This is a genomic window from Rhodopirellula islandica, assembly GCF_001027925.1.
Taxonomy (GTDB): Bacteria; Planctomycetota; Planctomycetia; order Pirellulales; family Pirellulaceae; genus Rhodopirellula; species Rhodopirellula islandica.
Window position 1 is genome coordinate 1 of the sequence record NZ_LECT01000053.1, and the last position, 20,010, is coordinate 20,010.

At 58.5% G+C, this 20,010-nt stretch carries 17 protein-coding genes; 9 read left to right on the forward strand and 8 right to left on the reverse strand.

Annotation, left to right across the window (positions count from 1 at the left end):
- Nucleotides 1–399: 399 nt before the first annotated feature.
- From RISK_RS25795 to RISK_RS25820, 6 genes are all read left to right on the forward strand, one after another.
- A complete protein-coding gene (locus RISK_RS25795) occupies nt 400–3,078 on the forward strand; it encodes a COG1361 S-layer family protein (protein WP_047817258.1) in 2,679 nt (892 codons plus the stop codon).
- Between the two features lie 129 nt (nt 3,079–3,207).
- Nucleotides 3,208–4,164 (forward strand): ATP-binding response regulator, encoded by a 957-nt coding sequence (locus tag RISK_RS25800; RefSeq protein WP_047817222.1) that lies wholly within the window; start codon nt 3,208–3,210, stop codon nt 4,162–4,164.
- A 40-nt stretch (nt 4,165–4,204) separates the two neighbouring features.
- Nucleotides 4,205–5,392 carry an AAA family ATPase gene (locus RISK_RS25805; protein ID WP_047817223.1) on the forward strand — a complete coding sequence of 396 codons (1,188 nt, stop codon included), beginning with the start codon at nt 4,205–4,207 and terminating at the stop codon, nt 5,390–5,392.
- A gap of 99 nt (nt 5,393–5,491) precedes the next feature.
- Nucleotides 5,492–6,787 carry an HD-GYP domain-containing protein gene (locus RISK_RS25810; RefSeq protein ID WP_047817224.1) on the forward strand — a complete coding sequence of 432 codons (1,296 nt, stop codon included), beginning with the start codon at nt 5,492–5,494 and terminating at the stop codon, nt 6,785–6,787.
- A complete protein-coding gene (locus tag RISK_RS25815; protein WP_047817225.1) occupies nt 6,778–7,803 on the forward strand; it encodes a ribonuclease H family protein in 1,026 nt (341 codons plus the stop codon). Before RISK_RS25810 ends, RISK_RS25815 begins: the two co-directional genes overlap by 10 nt.
- On the forward strand, nt 7,794–8,804 hold the full coding sequence (locus tag RISK_RS25820) for a c-type cytochrome (protein ID WP_047817226.1): 1,011 nt from the start codon (nt 7,794–7,796) through the stop codon (nt 8,802–8,804). Before RISK_RS25815 ends, RISK_RS25820 begins: the two co-directional genes overlap by 10 nt.
- Nucleotides 8,805–8,930: 126 nt before the next feature.
- On the opposite strand, the gene RISK_RS25825 is transcribed toward RISK_RS25820, so the two are convergent.
- Nucleotides 8,931–9,392, reverse strand: coding sequence for a ferritin-like domain-containing protein (locus RISK_RS25825; protein WP_047817259.1), 462 nt, complete (start codon nt 9,390–9,392; stop codon nt 8,931–8,933).
- Between the two features lie 416 nt (nt 9,393–9,808).
- Between RISK_RS25825 and RISK_RS25830 the strand changes: the two genes are divergently transcribed.
- Both RISK_RS25830 and RISK_RS25835 read left to right on the forward strand, forming a co-directional pair.
- Complete coding sequence (locus RISK_RS25830) at nt 9,809–10,582, forward strand: hypothetical protein (protein ID WP_047817260.1); 774 nt, start codon at nt 9,809–9,811, stop codon at nt 10,580–10,582.
- A gap of 154 nt (nt 10,583–10,736) precedes the next feature.
- Nucleotides 10,737–11,762, forward strand: coding sequence for a helix-turn-helix transcriptional regulator (locus RISK_RS25835; protein WP_047817227.1), 1,026 nt, complete (start codon nt 10,737–10,739; stop codon nt 11,760–11,762).
- 101 nt (nt 11,763–11,863) lie between these two features.
- On the opposite strand, the gene RISK_RS25840 is transcribed toward RISK_RS25835, so the two are convergent.
- The 3 genes from RISK_RS25840 to RISK_RS25855 form a co-directional block, all read right to left on the reverse strand.
- A complete protein-coding gene (locus RISK_RS25840) occupies nt 11,864–12,721 on the reverse strand; it encodes a dihydroorotate dehydrogenase electron transfer subunit (protein WP_047817228.1) in 858 nt (285 codons plus the stop codon).
- 84 nt (nt 12,722–12,805) lie between these two features.
- Nucleotides 12,806–13,858 (reverse strand): transglutaminase-like domain-containing protein, encoded by a 1,053-nt coding sequence (locus RISK_RS25845; protein ID WP_047817229.1) that lies wholly within the window; start codon nt 13,856–13,858, stop codon nt 12,806–12,808.
- Nucleotides 13,859–14,174: 316 nt separating this feature from the next.
- Nucleotides 14,175–14,387 (reverse strand): DUF542 domain-containing protein, encoded by a 213-nt coding sequence (locus RISK_RS25855; protein ID WP_047817231.1) that lies wholly within the window; start codon nt 14,385–14,387, stop codon nt 14,175–14,177.
- Between the two features lie 142 nt (nt 14,388–14,529).
- Between RISK_RS25855 and RISK_RS25860 the strand changes: the two genes are divergently transcribed.
- A complete protein-coding gene (locus RISK_RS25860) occupies nt 14,530–16,398 on the forward strand; it encodes an arylsulfatase (RefSeq protein ID WP_053061312.1) in 1,869 nt (622 codons plus the stop codon).
- A gap of 2 nt (nt 16,399–16,400) precedes the next feature.
- Here RISK_RS25860 and RISK_RS25865 read toward each other — a convergent pair whose 3' ends face one another.
- The 4 genes from RISK_RS25865 to RISK_RS25880 all read right to left on the reverse strand — a co-directional run bounded on the left by RISK_RS25865 (nt 16,401) and on the right by RISK_RS25880 (nt 19,951).
- Entirely contained in the window at nt 16,401–16,730 is a 330-nt protein-coding gene (locus tag RISK_RS25865; protein ID WP_047817232.1) for a hypothetical protein, read from the reverse strand.
- Nucleotides 16,731–16,926: 196 nt separating this feature from the next.
- Complete coding sequence (locus RISK_RS25870; RefSeq protein WP_236696715.1) at nt 16,927–17,760, reverse strand: carbon-nitrogen hydrolase family protein; 834 nt, start codon at nt 17,758–17,760, stop codon at nt 16,927–16,929.
- A 130-nt stretch (nt 17,761–17,890) separates the two neighbouring features.
- Nucleotides 17,891–18,754, reverse strand: a complete 864-nt coding sequence (locus RISK_RS25875) for a DUF2314 domain-containing protein (protein WP_236696716.1) — start codon at nt 18,752–18,754, stop codon at nt 17,891–17,893.
- A 339-nt stretch (nt 18,755–19,093) separates the two neighbouring features.
- A complete protein-coding gene (locus RISK_RS25880; protein ID WP_047817233.1) occupies nt 19,094–19,951 on the reverse strand; it encodes a DUF1206 domain-containing protein in 858 nt (285 codons plus the stop codon).
- Between the last annotated feature and the right edge of the window lie 59 nt (nt 19,952–20,010).

Consider the following 20,010-nt stretch of genomic DNA (forward strand, 5'->3'; position numbering starts at 1 on the left):
CCCTGGGTTGTGGCGGGACCAAGATTACAAAGCCCCAACGGGGGCGGTCCTAGCGGGTTTTGGGGAGTCTTTCTTAGGGCCGCCCCGTTGGGGCTGGTGTCGGAATCTCCGTAACGAAACCCCAGGCGATGCCTGGGGCTATCTTAGAGCTGCCCCGTTGGGGCGTAGGACAGAACAAAAATCAACGTCGCATTTTCCGTGTCAATACCAACCTTTTGACAGCCCAGCGCTAGCCCACGGTTACCGCAGCGAACGGAGTTCCCCGCGTGCTTCCGTTGTGGTTCATCGCACACGAATTCGGAATTTGCTCCTATAACCGTCGCGTCTTCCAATTCTGGGCTTGTTTCATGGCAGATGGTTTTGATACCCCGTCAAGCCTGGAACCAGACTTTCGCCAGGATGAAGCGAAAGACACGCAAAGGAATGCGAACGATGGAAATTTTCGGCAAACGAATTGGCTACCGCCTCTCCGGCGGAGTCGCAACGATTCTTCTTGGGGCTTTTGCTGCCGCACAAGCGCAACAAAGTGAACTCCCTCGCGACACCGACCTGGCCGATCAAAACGTGCCAGCCTTGGATGCGCCTCGCTGGCAATCCGAGATGCCATCTCCGATTTCGATGCCCACCACCGACGACGGCGGGCCCATGAACTTCCTGGGCGCCTACGACGATTCGTCGGATCCAGGAACCATTCAGCAAACGGGTTACTCGGACGAAACGTTCGTCTCACAACCCGTTGAAATGGCCAGCCACAACGAACCGGCCGCTGGCCCCACACCGCTCTCGATGCCTGAACCCGCGACGCAATCCAGCGAACCGCAAGACGCCGGTCCCAGCATGACCATGTCTGCGATGGAGATGCCCGCTTCGATCGGAATGGGCATGCCACCGATGGATCAACCCGAAGACGCTTCAGCCGGCTCAATGCCGGAAGCCAATCTGGCGATGCCAGAGGCCGACCTGTCGATGCCGGGCGGATTTGGAATGCCCGACATGAGCGTGTCGATGACGACGCCTGAACAACCACAAGACGCTGGCCCCGCGATGAACATGCAAGGCATGTCGTTCGGCGACATGCCCGCCGATCCCCAAGCCGGTGGCAATGCCCCCAATCAGCCAATTGGCCCCCCTGCCGCTGGCGGCTTTGCAAACGAAGCTCCTTCCGACATCCCCGCCAATGACATGCGGATGCCTGAGCCCATGCAGATGCCCGATGACTCCCTGCCAAACTTGCCAGCCCCTCAATCCCAAGCGGCGGCCAACATGGAACCACCCGCTGACGCCACGTTTGGCGGGATGAACCACAACGGCCCAAGCGACATGGGATACGACCAACCCAATCAGTTCGGCCAACCTGAACCAATGAGCTCCAACGGCCTGCGTTCAGCTCCGGCTCCCACTGCCTACGGTGCCCCCGACCAATTCGCAGGTGCCGACCAACCGTACGCTGGTAGCAACCAACCTGGCACTTCCGATCAATTCGGCTCAGCCGATCAATTTGGTTCCTCCAACGCATCGGCTTATGGAGCCAACACCAACAACACAGCCCCTGGCTACAACAACCCGTCACCGGCGGCATCGACCCGCTTTGCCAGCCAACGCGAACTGCCTGGTGCTGGTTACGCGGCTCCCGGAGCCAACAATGGATATGGCGGCAACCAGTCAATCGCGGCTCAGCCCACGGCGTTTTCCATGCCTGGCGAACGACGCCTGGAAGGCATGCAAACGCCCAGCATTGTGATTCACAAAGAAGCACCACCGGAAGTCAAAGTCGGACAACCCGCCACGTTCAAACTCAACGTTCAAAATGTCGGCACGGCAGAAGCCCTCGGCGTCCGCGTCCATGACACCATACCAGCAGGCATGCGATTCAATGACGCATCGGGCAACCCAGTGATGCAAGGCGACGCCTTGACGTGGGAACTCGGTTCGTTGCCCGCGGGCGAACAACGCATCATCACGATGAACCTGACCCCCGTCGAAGAAGGCGAGTTGGGCAGCATCGCTCGTGTGACTTTCGAAGCCGCCGCCTCCGTGCGAACGCGAAGCACGCGTCCTGAACTCAAGGTGACTCAGCACGCACCCGCCAAGGTCTTGATCGGCCAACAACTCGAAATCGAACTGGAAGTTTCCAACGTCGGCTCGGGTGCGGCCACCAACGTGGTCCTTCGCGAAGATGTTCCCGAAGGCATGGACCACCCCGGCGGCCGGGAACTGGATTCTTTCCTGAGCACCCTGCGTCCCGGCGAAGTCCGACGTGAAGTCTTGCGAATGCGTGCCGTCGAGCCAGGACTCATCCGCAACACCGTGCACTTGGTGTCCGACGACGCGGAACCCACCAGCCACACTGTGGAAGTCGAAGTGGTCGCCCCTGAAATCGACATCCGCTTGACCGGTCCTGGACTACGTTTCCTGGAACGCCAAGCGACCTACGAAGTGGAGCTGATCAACCGTGGCACCGCCCCCGCTACCAACGTCGAGATCATCGCTCGCTTGGATCGCGGCTTCACGTTCGTCAGCACGGAAAACGCAGGGTACTACGATCCCAACCGCCACGCCGTCCTATGGTCAGTCGCCTCATTGCCACCTGGGAAACCAGCCAAGGTGCCGTTGACCTTGCTGCCGGTTGAAGAGGGCGAACAAGCCATTCAGCTGGAAGCCACGGCGGACCTCAACTCAAGAGCCACCAGCGAAAGCACCGTCCGAGTCGAATCACAATCGGAACTCAGCTTCAGCATTTCGGACTTGGCTGACCCCATCGAACAAGGGGCCGAAACCACCTACGAAATCCGATTGCAAAACTCGGGTTCGCGAAACGACTCGAACGTCCAAGTCCGCTTGATGGTCCCACCTGGCATGGAAGTGCTGGGCTCCGACGCGGAAGTCCGCCCTGACGGACAAGGCGGAATGGTCTTCGCACCTGAGCAAGAAATGCCGGCCGGGTCCGAACGGACCTACCGCATTCGTGTTCGCGGGGTGACTGCCGACACGCACTTGGTGAAAGCCATTGTGACCAGCGATCAGTCGCCCAAACCCGTCACCAAAGAAGAGTCCACGATGGTCTACGCGGACCACTGAGAACCAAGCGATCACAACCTGCGTCCTATCTCGGGTGGTTTCATCACCCGAGACGCCGACCTACAGTATCTGTCGGCGGGTGAGTGGCACCCGTCCCAGTGACTGTTCGTCTGCCGCGGAGGACCGCCCGTGAGTGATCGCGTTCTGATTGTCGAATCCGAGGCTGTTGCGCGCAATGAATTGGTGCGCATCCTGAACGACGATTCTCGTGAAGTGATTGCAGTTGCGTCCTGCGACCAGTCCCTCCAAGAGCTGGAAGTCGCCTCGTTCGATTTGATCATCACGGAACTTCCGCAGTGTAAATCATCCAGTTTTAACTCGCCGGAATCGAGCTCTCCGTCCAGTGACGCTGGCACCGCTGCGATTCGCTGGGTTGAAAAACTGCGTGAGGTCGCTCCCCGTGTTCCGATCATCCTGATCACGCGAGAGGGTGCTGAACCGGTCGCCGGCGAAGCACTGATGCGAGGCGCCGCCACCTACATCCCCTTGCACCTGGCAGCGGAAGGCCTGGTCGACACGGTCGAACAAGTCCTCAAGGTCAGCCGCTCGGCATCGCAAGCGACCGACATCGATCAATGCGTCTCCAGAATCAAGTTGGAACTGGTGCTTCCCAGCCACGAGCAGTTGGTTCCCGCCGTGATCGCGAGACTGGAACAGGAACTTGCACAACTGCACCTGTTCGACGAAATGACCTGGACCCAAATCGCGATGGCTCTCGATGAAGCCATCCTCAACGCGATGATCCATGGCAACTTGGAAGTCGAATCCGCGCTTCGCGAAGTTGACAATGGCGAGGCCTACCAAGAAAAGATTCGGCGACACCGCGAACTACCTCCGTTCGACGAACGTCGAACCTATGTGACGCTGACCGCCACACGCAGCCAAGCCGTGTTCGTCATCCGCGACCAAGGCCCCGGTTATGATGTCTCGGCGCTGCCTGATCCCACCGATCCCGCCAACCTGGAATCGATTGGTGGACGTGGGCTGTTACTGATCAGTGCCTTCATGGACGAAATCCATCACAATGAAGTTGGCAATGAACTGACGATGATCAAACGCAAGCGATCTGACAGTTCCGCGTCGTGATTGCCCCTCGGTTCGCTCCACAGTTCTTCTCGTACTTGCCATGACTCCGGTGCACCCCGGCGATCACTCCTCTGCAGCGTTGCTGCGCGATCAAGAAGCGATCGAGCAATCCATGTGCTTCGGTCGCTCCATCCGTTGGTCAGCCCTGCGAATCGCTGGCGTGGAAATCTCCGTCGCGATGTCGTTGCCACTGGGCCTGTTCGCCGCGATCGCCTTTGGTGTTTCCGCGCACCTGTCTGACAACGCGTCCGCTTCCAGCTGGGCGCCGGCTGCCCAGTGGATGGGCTGGCTGATCGGGTCTTGGGCTCTCGGCCTGATGGTGCAAACTGGAATCGCGGTCGGGCACCAACGAATCGCGAAAGTCCACCGCGGTGGTTGCATCGTCACGGCGGGAGGCGTCTGGACCGCTCCCACGCAACGCCCACATGGGATCTCAGTGTCCGGCGTGTTGATGATTTGGTCACTCTGCATGCTGGCACTTGGACTCGGGTCATTGTCACTGATCGGTGTTTCCTTCCTCACGATGGACGCACCGCGAAGTGGCGGTCCGATCGTCTGGCTGGACGACCCTTGGGCTGCGGCAGCCTGGCTGTGGTGCTTGCAAGGCATTTGGAATCTGCTTCCCTTGCCTCAGTCGCTCGGACGAGTCGGCTGGGCATTGGTTTTCGCATTGTTCGGTGGTGGCCCCCAACAAGACCCACGAGCATGCCTTCGTGCGATGCGTGCCTGGGTGATCGCAATGGCGTTGCTGACACTCATCGGCGGCAACGTGCTGCTGCATTCCAGCGGTGTGATCTCGCAGGCGGGTGGACTGGCCTGGCCAGCCGTGGCCGGTGTCGTTGCCCTGTCCCTTTGGCTGTTCACCTCCGCTGGATCGTCAGACTTAACCGCCATCTACGAATCGATCGTCCGGAGAGCCGAGTACACCGAGGTCGGCGAGCAAAACCCCATCGGTCGATTTCGAGGCCAGTTTGGGCCAATGGCAAGCTGGCGGCGATACCAAGTCCGCCGCCAAGACGCCGCACAGCAACAACGCCTGCGGGAAGCCATGGCAAGAGAGCACCGCGAAGCGGATGATGCGTCTCGCGTCGATGAGATTCTCCAGCGACTGCACCGGGACGGAGTCGATTCACTGGCCGACGACGAACGTGAACTCCTGCAACGAGTCAGTTTAGCGCTTAAGAATGAGCGTCGCAGTATCGAGCGAGACGTCGACGACAAAGACTAATTGCTACAGTCGGAATAAACGAACGGGGGGGACTGTCGACCACCACAAGCAAAACCGATTGATTGCCTGCCAAGTGTCATCGAAGTGGTACGGTTTTGCATGACCGCTTCCTTCACCACATCGAACACCGACATCGACCCGCTGCACGCCAGCGTGTTGGCTGGGATCTGTGTTGCCGAACGAGCTGCTGAAGAAGCGAACAACGTCAGTGCCAATCCTCACGATGCGATGGAGCGGGTCAACCAAACACTCGTCAACGACATCGAACAACTCTCGATCTCTCTTTCGGACAAGTTCGAAGAGATTCGGTTGATCCATGATCTGACCGCGAAACTGGAATTGGAAAGCGATGCAAACGCGATTTGCATCGACATGCTGAAACAACTTTCCGTCTGCGTTCCCTGGCAAACCGCAGTGGTGGAACTTTGCCCGGCGGATCCGGAATGCGTCGACGATGAACCGGAACGATTGGCCATCGGAGAACCGGTCGACACCAAGAACCTAGAAGCGATCATCGCTGCCGCGTGGCGACACACCGCCAAGACTCATGGCATTGTCCGTGACATCACGATCGTCAACCAAAGCGCCGAACCACAACTCAGCAACTGCCGGTTGATGATCTTGCCGATCCACCGCGGCAGCACTCACCTGGGACGCATGGTCGCGATCCGGACACTCGATCAACCTGAATTCAACACCGTTGACATCGACCTGGTGCGTTCTGTCCTGATGATGTTGTCGATGCACTTGGTCAACCAACGCCAGTACATCGAAATGCAATCGATGCTGGAAGGCATGGTGCGTTCTCTCGCATCCGCACTGGATGCCAAGGACGCCTACACTTGCGGGCACAGCTCCCGAGTGGCCGACCTTGCCGTTGCCCTGTCTCGTCGCCTGGGCATGTCTCAGTACGATTCGGACTCCTTGCAACTGGCCGGCATCTTGCATGACATCGGCAAGATTGGCATCGACGATTCAGTGCTGAAAAAACCGGGCGCCTTGACCGCCGAAGAATTCGACCAAATCAAACAACACCCCGTTCTGGGCTACGAGATCCTCAAGGGAATTCGCCCCTTCCGGCACATTCTCCCAGCCGTGCGCCACCACCATGAATCCTGGGACGGTCGCGGATACCCAGACGGACTGGCCGGTGACAACATTCCCCGTGCGGCACAAATCCTGGCCGTTGCGGATTCGTTTGATGCCATGGTCAGCGACCGCCCCTATCGTCGCGGCATGCCACTTAAGAAAGTCCGCAAGATCTTCGAGGAAGGTCGTGGGAAACAATGGGCATCCGATGTTGTTGACGCCCTGCTCAGCAACGAAGAACTGATGATCCGTTTTGCGGAGAACTATCAATCACCACCGGAAACTGAATCCCAAGCATGTACCTGATCGCGGTTGACGAAGCCGGCTATGGACCGAAACTCGGACCGCTGGTTGTCGCCGCGACACTCTGGGAAGGCCCCGCCGAATCGTCGACTTGGGACGACACACTCGCGGCGACATGGGAGGTCATGAAGACGCCGGTGCTGATCAACGGGCAGCGGATCCGGGTCGACGACTCCAAACGCATTTTCCAAAGTCGCACTCAGCGACGCGGCGACACTTCGCCCTTGGGCAATCTGCACCGGGTGCTCTCCTTTGCCCATCGCTCGATGAGCCGCCCTGAATCCACTTGGCAAGAACGCTTGCAGACGTTGATCCCCGATGACCTCAACGACGTGGCTGCCGTCCCGTGGCTCGCAGAAATGCTGGCACCAGGGAACTGGCTGGAAGAATTGCCCAACACCTGGCTGACGGAAGACGCCGTCTCACCAGCAGTCGCTGCCTGGTCGCTGCCCGACTGGAAGCTCACCGACGCGCAAACGAGACTGGTCACCGCAAAAGCCTTCAACGCGTTCTGCGAACCTTCGCCCATCACCGGTGCGTCCGCCAACAAGAGCGACCTCTTGGGTGAGACCAGCCTGGGCTTGGTCGCCTCTCTGATCGAGTCGCGAAAACTGGACTCCCACCGGCACGGGCAGATCTTCTTTGACCGACACGGCGGGCGACGCTATTACGCCGGCGTCATTGCGGCCACCTTTCCCGACGCCATCGTTCGCGTGGTGGATGAAACCAGTCGCTGCAGCGTCTACGATGTGGAGACCGAGAAGCATCAACTGAGAATGCACTTCACCGTCAAAGGCGATTCGTTTGTGCCCGTTGCAATGTCGTCCTTGCACGCGAAATGCCTTCGCGAAATCGCGATGGCCTTTCTGAATCACTTCTTTGAAGACCGCTGGCTCGGCCCCAATCCGTTCCAACCCACCGCGGGTTACCCTGTCGATGCCGATCGCTTCCTGAAGGACGCTGCATCGACTCTCAACACGCACTGCATTTCAAAGTCTGATTTGATTCGATGCCGCTGAGCCGCCTCGCTGCCGTGACCCTGCTCACCATTCTGAGCGGCCTCCCCTCTGCATCGTCGCAAGCACCTCCGGCCAACCCGCAACCGAGCCAGACGGAACCCAGCGACCAACGAGCAGAACTGGTTCGGCCGGACAGGATCCTGCAAGCACTGGAGTCCGCGGATTCCTCTGTTCGCTGCGACGCGGTGCTGGACCTTGGTCGCTGCCACGCCAAGCATCCGAATTTAATTCCCGGTGCAATCGAATCGCTCCGTCGATCCGCGAACGATCCGAGCTTCGATGTCGCCTTGGCTTCAGTGCAATCCGCTGGACTCGTCGGCAGCTTCCAGGCCTTCGGCGCGATCACCGATGCCTTGCGACGCCCACTCTCTGCCACGCAAGCCGGACTGATCCTTGACGCGATCGACGCTCCCACCCTTCGCCCATTCTGGAAGACCTCCGATCCATTCCGAGTTTCCGCGCCACTGGCGGAACTGCGATCGATCGCAACCCGAGAACACACGCTGGAAGCTTTGGCCGCGATCTCAATCCCGCCCGCTTCACCGGCCGTGATCAACTCGGGCCGCGAAGCATTCGTGACCGCGCGTTGCGACGCTTGCCATCGTGTCGCCGGATACGGCCGAGCCGCCGGCCCCGACCTGCGAGGGATCGGAATGTGCTATTCCAACACGGAACTGATCCGCCATATCTTGCAACCATCGATCGACCTTCACGATGTCGGCCGCTTTGATCGATTCCTGACCGTGGACGGCCGCGTGATCACGGGACACGTCGTCTCGAGCGAATCGGATCAACTCCACATTCAAACCGACCTTTCCAACCCGGATTCCGTCGTGATCCTGGACCCAAAAGAAGTGGAACAGAGAAGCCCGTCGACCGTTTCCCCCATGCCGCTCGGCCTGCTGAATTCACTGACCCCCACGCAAGTCGCAGAACTGGTCACATTCCTCCGCAGCGACGGCGGACAACTCGCGCCGCCAGACGCCTCGCACGAACACTGACTTCAGCCAGAGCCGAACAGGTTCAAGACTGCGAGCGCAAAAAAAACGGCAACCCTCCAACGAGGATTGCCGCTGAGTGCTCGACGCCTTCGTAACCACGGAAGCGGTGGCAAAAAAACGGTCGGCTCAGCCAGACTTCCGGACAGGCTCGCCGCTCATCGCTGAGTGCGAAGCGGGCGTGTCACGCAGCAGTTTCGTGTACTCGTCGACGCCTTCTTGCTCTTCCTTCAAGATGTCCTCGAGGAAGACGACCAAACTGCGCTGTGGTTCCGCCAGCTCGATTGCCTGCGTGTACATCTCCACAGCCTTGGCTTCGAAGTCCCGACTGAACTCGAGCACTTCGACCAGGTTCTTGCTCTGCTTGATCTCGTTGCGAGTGGCAACGGGAACTCCGCCGAGAGCCGAAATCTTCTCGCCGACCAACTGAGCGTGCCCGAAGGATTCCTTCGCATCGCCCAAGAACTTGCCGGCGTAAACTTCTCGCCAAACGCCTTCCAGGATGAATGAGGCTTGGGAGTACTGAGCGACCCCGGTCCATTCGTGCTTGAGAATCTCGTTGAGCTGATTGATCAGTGCTTCGCTGGCCATGGGCATTTCCTTGTGATGTTCGGTGTGGGATCCGTTGAGCCGAAGTTCATCCCGGCTTTTCAACTTCAGAGCTTCCCAAAATTCTCTCACACCGCCCACCCCGAAACGAGCATCCCCATGGCAATCCCGAACCCAACGACCAAGACACCGCCAATCCATTTCCACCAAATTGTTTCGAAAATTCCATTGCCCCATTTGAAGTGGACACTTTCATTTCAACCACTTTTCCCGTGCTCAAAAAAGAGGCAGCCTCGCGAACCCCCGCCAGGACAGGGCGTGCACAAAAAACGCGCAGCACCCAAGCAGCGACGTAAGTCCAATTGCTAGCAAAGGTTCCGCGAGCACGTTTGATCACCTCGGAGGATGGCACCACGTCCCAAACGACCCGTGCACCTCCAGCCCCTCTCGCTCACGACATGACGTCATCGCCTTACCGCCGCACTGATTCCACCGACACCCGACAAGCCTCCACTTCGCGAGCGAACGAAAAATCGGTGGTCACGTCGGTGGATCCGGCTGTCGAGAGCGACGCCCAGCCGGCCGTTTACGCCAGCGACTTGGCTCGGTCCACCGGCACGGCGACCTCCGCCACCAAGGCCCAAGCCAAATCGGTCACGCCAACGACCGGCCCCGTCAAGTTGTCGCCGTTCGATCCCGAGATGCCTTACGAGGATCGCCCGCAGATGGTCCTGAAACTGGCTGGTGAAGTCTTTGCTCAAACCGGAAGCTGGGTCGTCTTCTATCGCGAGATGATGGGCTGCGATGGAGTCGTCTGGAAGCTGTTCCCCGATCCAGCTCAACGTCGCCACTTTGAGTCCAGCCCTGAGTTCGCGGAACTGCTGGAGATCATGACCTCGATCCGCAGCCAAGACAGCTCCAAGACCAAGGAGCACGAACCCGAACGAATGATCACCGTTCGTCTGCCCCGGTCGATGCACTCCACTGCCGTCCAAGAAGCGTCCGAACTCGGCCTGAGCATCAACAGCTACTGCCTGACCAAACTGCTGCAACCGATCAACAAACGGTTCACGCCCCTGGAAGCCGGCCCCCGCCGCGGACGCCGCCCCGGCCCCCAAATCCAAGTCGAGAAAACGGCCGACGGGGAAATCTCGATGCAGCGAATTCGTGTTTCGTCCAAGTCATCAAAACCCTCCAATTCGTCACCCAAAACGAACCGCAAGTCTCGGTAGTCACCGCGATCGCACCTCGGCACCCCGGTGATCTTGACTTTCCAGTGATCTCGACTTTCCAGCGATCTTGACTCCCTGACAAACCGGCCCCCTGCCGAACCTGCTCACGCCATCTGCATCTTGCTCTAGACCATCTGCCCCAGGCACCTTCGACGTGGCACGCAACGAACAACTGATCCGCCAACACAAGCTTCTGCAACTCCTCGAAGATTCACGCTTTGGCCGAACCCTGGACGAACTGCGCGGCGACCTGATCCTGGATCTCGGGCTATCGACGCTTCACACCCGCACCGTCCGCCGTGACCTCGAGGCACTTCAGGGCGCGGGCTACGACATTCAAAACGAGGTCCTGGAACGCGGGCGAATCTATCGCCTCGGCCGCAATCACACCGCCGTCCACGAGATCGCCTTCTCGGCGACCGAACTGATCGCCCTGTCGATCGGCCGCGAACTGCTCTACCCGCTGATGGGGACCCAGTACTGGCACGGCATCGAAACGTTCTGGAACAAAGTCCAAGAAGCGATCCCGGAAGGCGTCTACGAACACTACCAGCGATACCGAAAAGTCCTCTATGTCTCCGGCACGCCCAGCAAAACCTACGAAGCCCAATCGGGAATGCTGAAGACGATCAACCGCGCGATCCTGGAACACCGGGTGGTTGAAATCAAATACAAACCCATTGGCCGCGAAGCCTCCGTGCGACAGATCGAACCCTACGGGTTGGCGGTCCACCAAAACAGCATCTACGTCGTTGCCGCAGCCCCCGAAGTCACTGATGAATCGGAACGACTCCGCAACTGGAAACTCGACCGGTTCACGCAAGCCACGGTCCTGGACGACTACTTCAAACCGGACCCCAAGATCAACCTGAACGAGTTCCTCAGCAAGAGCATCGGAATCTTCTCAGGCGACAGCAGCACGCCCGTCAAAATCCGGTTGGGCAACCGTTCCGCGTCCTACCTTCGCGAAGACCCCTGGCACCCCGAGCAGAAACTGGAACTCGTCGACCCTGACGACCCCGCGTCGGACACGATCCTCACCGTGCCCGCGTCACACCCACGCGAACTCCTGCCCAAGGTCTTGGCTCTCGGCAGTGATGCGGAGGTTTTAGAACCAGCCGAGTACCGACAAACCGTCGCCGACGTTGTTCAAAAACTCGCCCAAGCCTACAGCGACTGATTCACGCCACTCGCTCAAGACAAATGCATCCGCCCGCTGGCATCATCGCCGCAGGCAGTTTCCCGCAACGCCTGAACGAACGAAGCGAACTCAGGCCGCATTCAGTCCCAAACGATTTTGCAAGCGTCGAAGATCGGACCTTCCACGCAGGTGCGTTTGTAATCCCACTCGCCATCGTCTTGCTTGACCTTGGCCACGCATGAGAAACAAATTCCGATCCCGCACGCCATCGGCGTTTCCATCGAAACCTGGCAATCGACACCGAAACGCTCGCAGACCTCGGCGGATTTCTCCATCATGATCTCGGGTCCGCAGGTGATCACCCGCACTCGAATGTCCGGGCTCTCTTGCTGGATCGCTTCCAACCGATCCGCCAACACATCGGGAACTCGCGCGGTGCGACCTTCCGATCCATCGTCGGTGCAAGTCGTCACCTCCAATCCAGCCGCTCGGAAATCATCGACGCCGGCCAACAACGACGCTCGCCGAGCCCCGTAGATCAGCTCGACGTTCTTGGCCCACCCTCGCTCAGTCGCGTCGCGGCCCGCGGCCAACATCGGGGTCTGGCCGATTCCACCAACCGCCATGATCAATCGATCGCAGGGCCGATCGTCGAATCCATTTCCGAGTGGCCCCCAGACCGTCACCATCGTTCCGACGGGTGCCTCCGACAACGGAACCGTCAGCGATCCCTTTCGAAGGTAAATCAGATCGATCGATTCTGGCTGGCCATCCGCACCGGGGTGAACATCGTAAATCGCAAATGCGCGACCGATCAGCGGTGCATTCACCCCTGTCATGCGAATCATGACAAACTGGCCCGGCCGAAACGAGCGAGCAATTCCCGGCGCCGCCACTCGAAGCAGATACGTGTTCTCCGCGATGGCTTCATTGCGGATCAGAGGTGCATCGACACGCACCATCGCGTCGGCGTAATGGGCAGCGTGCAAGTTGGACATGTGCTCACGGGGTCAAGACTTGAAACAATTCACTCGGCCCGAGAAGTGTACCGCCACTTCGATCGTTGCTCCAGGACGCCGCCCTCAAACGGGCTTGCGGACAAACTCGACTCGCGGGGCCTTGGATCCCTGACGATCGCACCGAAAGAATTCGGCGACATAGCGGACGGGCGTCCGCTGCTCCGGAACCCGGAACCGATCGCCCTTTTGCAGCACCGGACGCGATTCCAACATTCCACCAAACTGCTCCGTCCCAGCCGCCTGACACGGGTACCAGGTTCCCGCCAACTCACCGCGCTCGGCCTTGACGTCCTTCGGTTCCAAGTAGAACTCGGGGTAGCAATGCCCTGGGATCCAAACCATCCGCGCGGGAATGCCAGCGTTCCGACACAAGGCAACAAACAGACTCGTCATGTCTTCACAATCACCGACGCCCGTCTTCAGTGCATCAGACGCTTCCCGAATCGGCCCTTCCTCGTAACGCACCTTGTCACGAACCACATCGTAAATCTGCCGCACCTGCTCCCAAGACGACTCCGGCGCGTCGGCAGACAATTCGCGGGACAACGCCCGAATCGCCGGATGGCCTGCGTCAATCATAGGACTGTTTCCCATGAACGCTCGCAGCTCACGTGGCATCCGCAATGGAACGACCAAGTCATCGGTCTCCGTTGGCGCCACGATCGGCTGTCGAACAACCTCCATTTCCAACTCAACCTGAATGCTCCCACTGGAAGTCAGCCTGGGAATCGCGACGACGACTTGCCGAGCCCCATCGAGTTCGCGAACCGCGACATTGCCGACACGACCCTCGACCGTTCGGCTGACGATGGAAACAGTCTGCTCCGGCCAATCCATGAACACGGGAAATGTCGCGAGACCCGAAGTGATTGTCACCGGCGTGTCGATGTTCACGCCCAGACGCCAGCGGGTCGTCTGAGGTTTTGTCAGATCGATTGGTGCCGCAGCAACGGACGCCTGTGACACGGCACCAGGCTGTTCTTCCGACACACCGTCCTGCCCCATGGCACGACCGATCGACAGCACCGATCCCGCCGCGGCGAACACTCCAATGCCCGAACACCCCAGTGACGACAAACAAGCACGTCGATTGATCAAATTCTTTGGTTGAGTCATGCCTCCATTCTAGCTCGCGTCAGCCCCAAACCCAACGATTTTTCTAGCTTGCTCGATCGCGAACCCGCTTGAAAACGCACGCCTGTCGCTCGAATGCGGGACAGGCAATCAAGCCATGAGTGATCGCTGGTGCGAAACAATGGAGATTCGGGTTCTTCAAGGAATCCGTCGCGGTCCCCACTGGGCTGGTCGCAACCAATCTTCAAGATGGACAAGCCGATCAGGTCCATCACAGGGGGTATGACAGCAACCATTCGCAAACGCCCCGCCAACGACGTACAATTCGGGGCAACTTTGGGCAACGGGAGGATGGATTCTAGCCAGCACCGCGGCCATCCAGCTCGGAGGTGTTGACGGCCGATTCCAGCTCCTGCAGGACTTCTGCGGGACTGACCCCTGCGTGAATGCAGACATACCGCAGGGACTTGCCAGCGCAGCTCGTGTCCAACCCCCATGCCTGGAACACTTTCGTGGTTTCAGGATGTTCGACAATCCATTCCGGGAGGCTGCTGTCTAGATCGCATTTCATGCCTTCATTCTAACCCAACTTCCCGCCATCCCCTCCCACGCCAGCGCGTGTTCATCCCAAGAGATTCAACATGATTCAGCCTCCAGGCAATTCGACGCGTCTACCGAAAACGCTCGTTCGTTCCCGAGCATTCGCGGGTCCTGTGAGCCTCCGCGCAACGTCACTCGCGATTTGCGTTTGCGCCGCACTGGTTGGTCAATTCCTATCCCCAGCCTCCCTCCGAGCAGATCCCGACGAACGGCCCAACATTGTTCTGGTCATGACCGATGACCAGGGCTACGGCGACTTCTCCTTCAACGGCAACCCTTACATCCAAACGCCTGCGATTGATCAACTGGCATCGCAAAGTGTTCAGTTGACGGACTTCCACGTCGCTCCCATGTGCACGCCTACCCGGGGACAATTGCTATCCGGCTTGGACGCCTTCCGCAATGCCGCGATCAACGTCAGCAGCGGTCGAACCCTGCTGCGACATGATTTGAAAACGATGGCCGATGTCTTCCAAGACGCTGGCTACCAAACCGGAATCTTTGGCAAGTGGCACCTCGGCGACAACCACCCATTCCGGCCCGAAGACCGAGGTTTTGACGAAGCGTTGTGGTTCCCTTCCTCGCACATCAACAGCGTCCCCGATCACTGGGACAATGACTACTTCGATGACAACTACATCCACAACGGCCAACGCGTCGCCTACTCTGGGTATTGCACCGATGTGTTCTTTGACGAAGCGATCGAGTGGGCCAAGCAATCCAACTCACAAGGCTCACCCTTCTTTGCCTTCATCCCACTGAACTCCGCCCATTGGCCTTGGTTTGTTCCCGATCAGTATCGCGATCGAGTCCGCCAGATGATCGGCAGGGACCAAGCACTCCAGCAAGAACTTCAGCAAAAGCTCGACGCCACGCCCAGCAATCTTGAAGACCTGATCAGCTTCCTCGCGATGGGACTGAACATCGATGACAACATGCGAAAGCTGAATCAGTTCCTGGATGAATCAGGACTCGCAGACAACACAATCCTGGTGTTCCTCACCGACAACGGCAGCACGTTTGGGCACCACTACTTCAACGCCGGGATGCGTGGCAAGAAGACGCAACTCTGGGAAGGCGGTCACCGTGTGCCTTGCCTGATCCGTTGGCCCAACCAACTCGCCGCTCAAAAGGTCGACGACCTGACGCACGTGCAAGACCTTCTGCCAACCCTGGCGGACTTGGCTGATTGCGACGAACACCTGCCCGGACCGCTGGATGGCATCAGTCTTGCCGATCGTCTTCGCGGCGAAACCGATTCGTTGGCCGATCGCATGCTGGTCATCAACTACAGTCGCATGCCGCAGTTCAAGGTCACCTACACCAAAGGCAATCCCGCGATCCCGCGCCGCAACGGTGCTGCCGTGATGTGGAAGAAGTGGCGACTGCTGGAAAACAAACGCTTGTACAACGTGGAAGACGACCTTTACCAAGACCACAACGTCGCGCAAGCTCACCCCGAAATTGTCGCCAAGATGCGTGCTCACTTGACGACATGGTGGGACGGTGTCAAAGACGATGTGATGAGGCCGGAACGCGTCGTGATCGGCAGCGAACAAGAAAACCCCAGCTTGCTGACCGCTTGCGAATGGCTGGACATTTTCGTTGATCAACAAGTCCAAATCCGCCGCGGCGTGCTCAAGAACGGCGTCTGGCACCTGATCGTCGACCAACCTGGAACGTATGAGTTCGCACTGCGGCGCTGGCCCAAAGAATCAGGCCTGAAACTCGACCAAGCCATTCCGATGAAGCAAGTCACTGACGGAACATTTCCCGCTGGTGTCTCGCTTCCAATCAAGTCTGGCCGGCTCAAGATCGGCGACTTCGATCAAACCAGCCCGGCGGATTCATCTGACGAATCAATCACATTCCGAACGCAACTCACCGCGGGTCCTATTGAAATGCAAACCTGGATGCTCAACAGCAAGCAACAACCGATCTGCGGTGCCTACTACGTCGACGTTCAACGCGTCGACGAGTGACGTCATCGCCGCGTCCCAGGCAATTTCCCCAGCAACCCGAGCACGAGACCGAGAACCCCAATCACTTGGGGCGCGAGCATCCACACGATGCTGATCCACGCACTCGGCTCTGCCGGCGTGTTGCTTCCGGCGTAGCGAACGGAGATGTAAATGCCGGTCAGAAAGCCGAGCACGACCGCCGCCGCAAAGAAAAACACGATCATCCAAATGATTGACAGCAACGCCACTCGAATGAACACCAGGAGGCCGCCCAGGAACGTTCGTGGTTCCTCAGCAACGACGTGGTTGTCTGCGTTTCCAGCAACAGAATAGGGATTGGGCTCGGACGGCATCAAAGGTCTTTGCAAGAAAGTGCCAAACGGTTTTTCAAAAAGTCATCCCCACTCGAACACCACGCTGAGTCCTGAGTCCTGAGTCCTGAGTCCTGAGTCCTGAGTCCTGAGTCCTGAGTCCTGAGTCCTGAGTCCTGAGTCCTGAGTCCTGAGTCCTGTGGCCTGTGGCCTGTGGCCTGTGGCCCTGAGCCACTCTTCACTCCCCCACCACCACATCCACCACACAGATCTCTCGATCTCGATCCGCACCTTGGGAAAGAACCGTGCCATCGGGTGTCACGGCGTAGCTTTGCCCGCCGTAAATCATCCCCTGCCAGGGGCCGCCGCTGATACTGCCAACCAAGTTGGTGCCCACAATGGGACACCCGATGGTCTTGGCCGCCTTGGCGATCGTGTGGCGAAGCGATGGACCATGCCCAGGCCATGCGTCAGCCTGGGCTGCCCAACCGTAGGGAACCAGCAGCAAATCAGGCTGCTGGGCAGCCATCCGCTCGACCACTTCCTCATCAAACGTGTCGGCACAAATCAGCATGCCAACCCGGCCAAACTTCGTTTCGACGACTTCAACCGTCTCGCCGCGTGTGTACGGAGGGCTCATCAGATGCGTGAGCACATTCATCTTTCGATGTTTCAGAATCAAACTGCCATCGTCGTCCAACAGCACCACGGAATCAAACAACCGTTCGCCGTCTTTCTCCGACACTCCGACGGACAGATACACACCGTGTTGCTGAGCAATCTTGGACAAAGCCTCCGTGTCTTTTCCCGGGATGGGTCCTGCCAACTCATGAGCTTTCGGGTTCACCCACCCGTACAAAGAAGTCTCTGGAAAACAGACGATCACGGCTCCCTCGCTGGACGCCTCCGCGACGGCATTCTCAATGCGTCTGAGATTTCCTTCTCGGTCACCATCGATGCAATAGATCTGGGCCATCGCAACCCGGCAAATCTTCTCGTTCGTCGCGGCATCGGTCGCATTCGCGATCGTTGGCACCACCGCAACGATCAGAAGCAGAAAAATGGCAAGCACTCGACACCAAACCGACTTCATAACAGACATCTCCCGGGATTGACTCAGGCGGGCTCCATTGCCCACCTTCAGTCTAACGGGTCAGATCGCGGAAGCGACGCATGTTGCCGCTATGGCAAAACCGGAACCCTCAATCGCCTACACCGGCGTCCTGCAATCGAGACATCACACGCTTCCATCCCAAGCTCTTCGCGAGCGTGGAAGGCGTCATCCCGTTTGGAGCAGCCTTGCTCGGATCGGCCCCATGTTTCAAGCACACATCGACGCCGTCCAACGACCCCGCCAACGCCAATTGATGCAGGAATGTGTATCCGTTGTCGTCCGCTTCGTGAACCAACTCCGGATTCTCGGTTAGCGTCTCGTCGAATGAGTCTCGCATGTTGACCGACATCGGATGCTCCGTCTCGGCCACCTTCTCGTAGTCCTGCGGCTTGACCTCCGGGTGACTGAAACGAGAAAACAAGCCCTTCTTCTTCGTTGCGGATTCACCGATGTAATCGGGGGGAACCAAATTGACCATGCCCACAGCTCCAAAATCGAAGCCCCATGCCTGGTCATGCTGCTTGCGTTCCGAATCACTCATCCGTGCACGCATCAAATCAACCGTGAACCCTCCGTACACGTCGCCTGACATCACGTACATCCAATCACACAACTGACGCCCTGGAATTCTGACTCGATCTCCTTCGCTGACGCTCTTCAAGGAAGTTGGCGCGTTGATCAAAGTCCCTTCGACCTTGCGCCCATCAAAGCTGACATCCATCAACCACATGTGTTCGCATTCCAACGCATCGGGATCCTGGGCTCGAACTTCAGGCGGATCAGTGAAGGTTGCCTTCACTGCGGCCATCTCCAGACCTGGGATGATCCGGCGACGTTCCCATGCCATCTCACGCCAAAAATAGCGAAACGTCTTGCGGGCTTTGGCCGCCGCTTCGTTCATCTCGGAATCATTTCCGGGTGATTTGAAAACAGGAGATGCTTGTGCTGACATGATCGAACCCCGACTTTGCTGATCGAAAGAAATTGGCACGTGACGACTCACAAAGGCGATTGCGCGGACCGCCCAATCGCCAACGTGAAAACTCGTCCAAGCCTCGAAGCTCTCTCACCATCCCACCACGCGGTTTGCAAATTGGCATCGATCAGTGCCAGGGCGAAGTTGCTTGGAACGCATTAGCATACCCCAGATGGAGCAGGCAGTGGCCCCTTTCGGGCACCCTACCATCCTCCATTGGCCCGAAAAGAGAATCAAACCCCCATTAAGGATGCCAGCGAAGTCGCGGCGTCCGGGCGTGACTGACCCGTTTTCTGTTCGCAAAGGGCCGCCAGATCAGTTCGCAACATTGAATCTTCGGTAGCATCCGAGCAGAAACATATGCACCGCGTAGGCCATCAAGCCGAATCCAACGACCCCCAACAAAATTCGACCGTACGTCTGGCTCGCAATGGCCGAAAGTGCATCTCCCATTCCCGCGATCTCTCCATTCCCAGTTCCCTGCCAAGCGGACTGAGCCAAGAAGTATCCGATGATTACAAAAGCGATCCCGCGTGTGATCAAACCAATGCGACCGGCGTGCAGCGCCGTTGTCCGAAATGCGTCGCCCATCTCAGCCAACTGATACTTCGTCATGAACTTGGCATGGTAACCCTTCACCGCAAAGTAGATTCCCACACCAATTGTGATGGCCCCTGCAGCCCCAAGGACGATCCGCCCTGGCATGCTATCCAGCAGGAAGGACGCTTTTGACGATTGCCCACTCGATGGGCCACCCACCCAACCCAGCGACAGCGATCCCGCATAGGAACCGAGCACCGCGTACGCAACACCACTGATCGCGTATCCGGTTCGCTTCACCAACCCTTTCGCTTCCGTGCCAGCCCCTTCGGTGTCTTGGATTGCTTGCACCCAACGCCAAGCGGTGTAACCGAGCAAACCAATCGCGACCAAACCCAACATCAATTTGCCATAGGGTTGCTCGCCAATCTCTCGAATCGCATTGCGAGCCCCGCCCACTTCACCACCGGCACCAATCGTGACACGAAAGGCGAGGAAACCAACGATGAAATACACGACGCCCTTGGCAATGTGCCCCGCACGGCCAAGGGTTTCGACCCAAGAAGGAACTTGCGGCAAACGAGCTTCTTGAAAACCACGCCAGGAGAAACGAGAGGTCGTGTTGGCAGACATGAATGAGGCCTCGATGGAACACAGTGGAAGGTGACGATGGCGTTGCAAACGCGGATTTC

What these genes read in the sequence shown, in the direction of transcription:
- RISK_RS25880 (WP_047817233.1), bottom strand. Translation starts at nt 19,951, where the DNA reads ATGTCTGCCAACACGACCTCTCGTTTCTCCTGGCGTGGTTTTCAAGAA.
- RISK_RS25815 (WP_047817225.1), top strand. Translation starts at nt 6,778, where the DNA reads ATGTACCTGATCGCGGTTGACGAAGCCGGCTATGGACCGAAACTCGGA.
- RISK_RS25810 (WP_047817224.1), top strand. Translation starts at nt 5,492, where the DNA reads ATGACCGCTTCCTTCACCACATCGAACACCGACATCGACCCGCTGCAC.
- RISK_RS25840 (WP_047817228.1), bottom strand. Translation starts at nt 12,721, where the DNA reads ATGTCCAACTTGCACGCTGCCCATTACGCCGACGCGATGGTGCGTGTC.
- RISK_RS25830 (WP_047817260.1), top strand. Translation starts at nt 9,809, where the DNA reads ATGACGTCATCGCCTTACCGCCGCACTGATTCCACCGACACCCGACAA.
- RISK_RS25865 (WP_047817232.1), bottom strand. Translation starts at nt 16,730, where the DNA reads ATGCCGTCCGAGCCCAATCCCTATTCTGTTGCTGGAAACGCAGACAAC.
- RISK_RS25875 (WP_236696716.1), bottom strand. Translation starts at nt 18,754, where the DNA reads ATGTCAGCACAAGCATCTCCTGTTTTCAAATCACCCGGAAATGATTCC.
- RISK_RS25855 (WP_047817231.1), bottom strand. Translation starts at nt 14,387, where the DNA reads ATGAAATGCGATCTAGACAGCAGCCTCCCGGAATGGATTGTCGAACAT.
- RISK_RS25845 (WP_047817229.1), bottom strand. Translation starts at nt 13,858, where the DNA reads ATGACTCAACCAAAGAATTTGATCAATCGACGTGCTTGTTTGTCGTCA.
- RISK_RS25820 (WP_047817226.1), top strand. Translation starts at nt 7,794, where the DNA reads ATGCCGCTGAGCCGCCTCGCTGCCGTGACCCTGCTCACCATTCTGAGC.
- RISK_RS25825 (WP_047817259.1), bottom strand. Translation starts at nt 9,392, where the DNA reads ATGGCCAGCGAAGCACTGATCAATCAGCTCAACGAGATTCTCAAGCAC.
- RISK_RS25805 (WP_047817223.1), top strand. Translation starts at nt 4,205, where the DNA reads ATGACTCCGGTGCACCCCGGCGATCACTCCTCTGCAGCGTTGCTGCGC.
- RISK_RS25795 (WP_047817258.1), top strand. Translation starts at nt 400, where the DNA reads ATGAAGCGAAAGACACGCAAAGGAATGCGAACGATGGAAATTTTCGGC.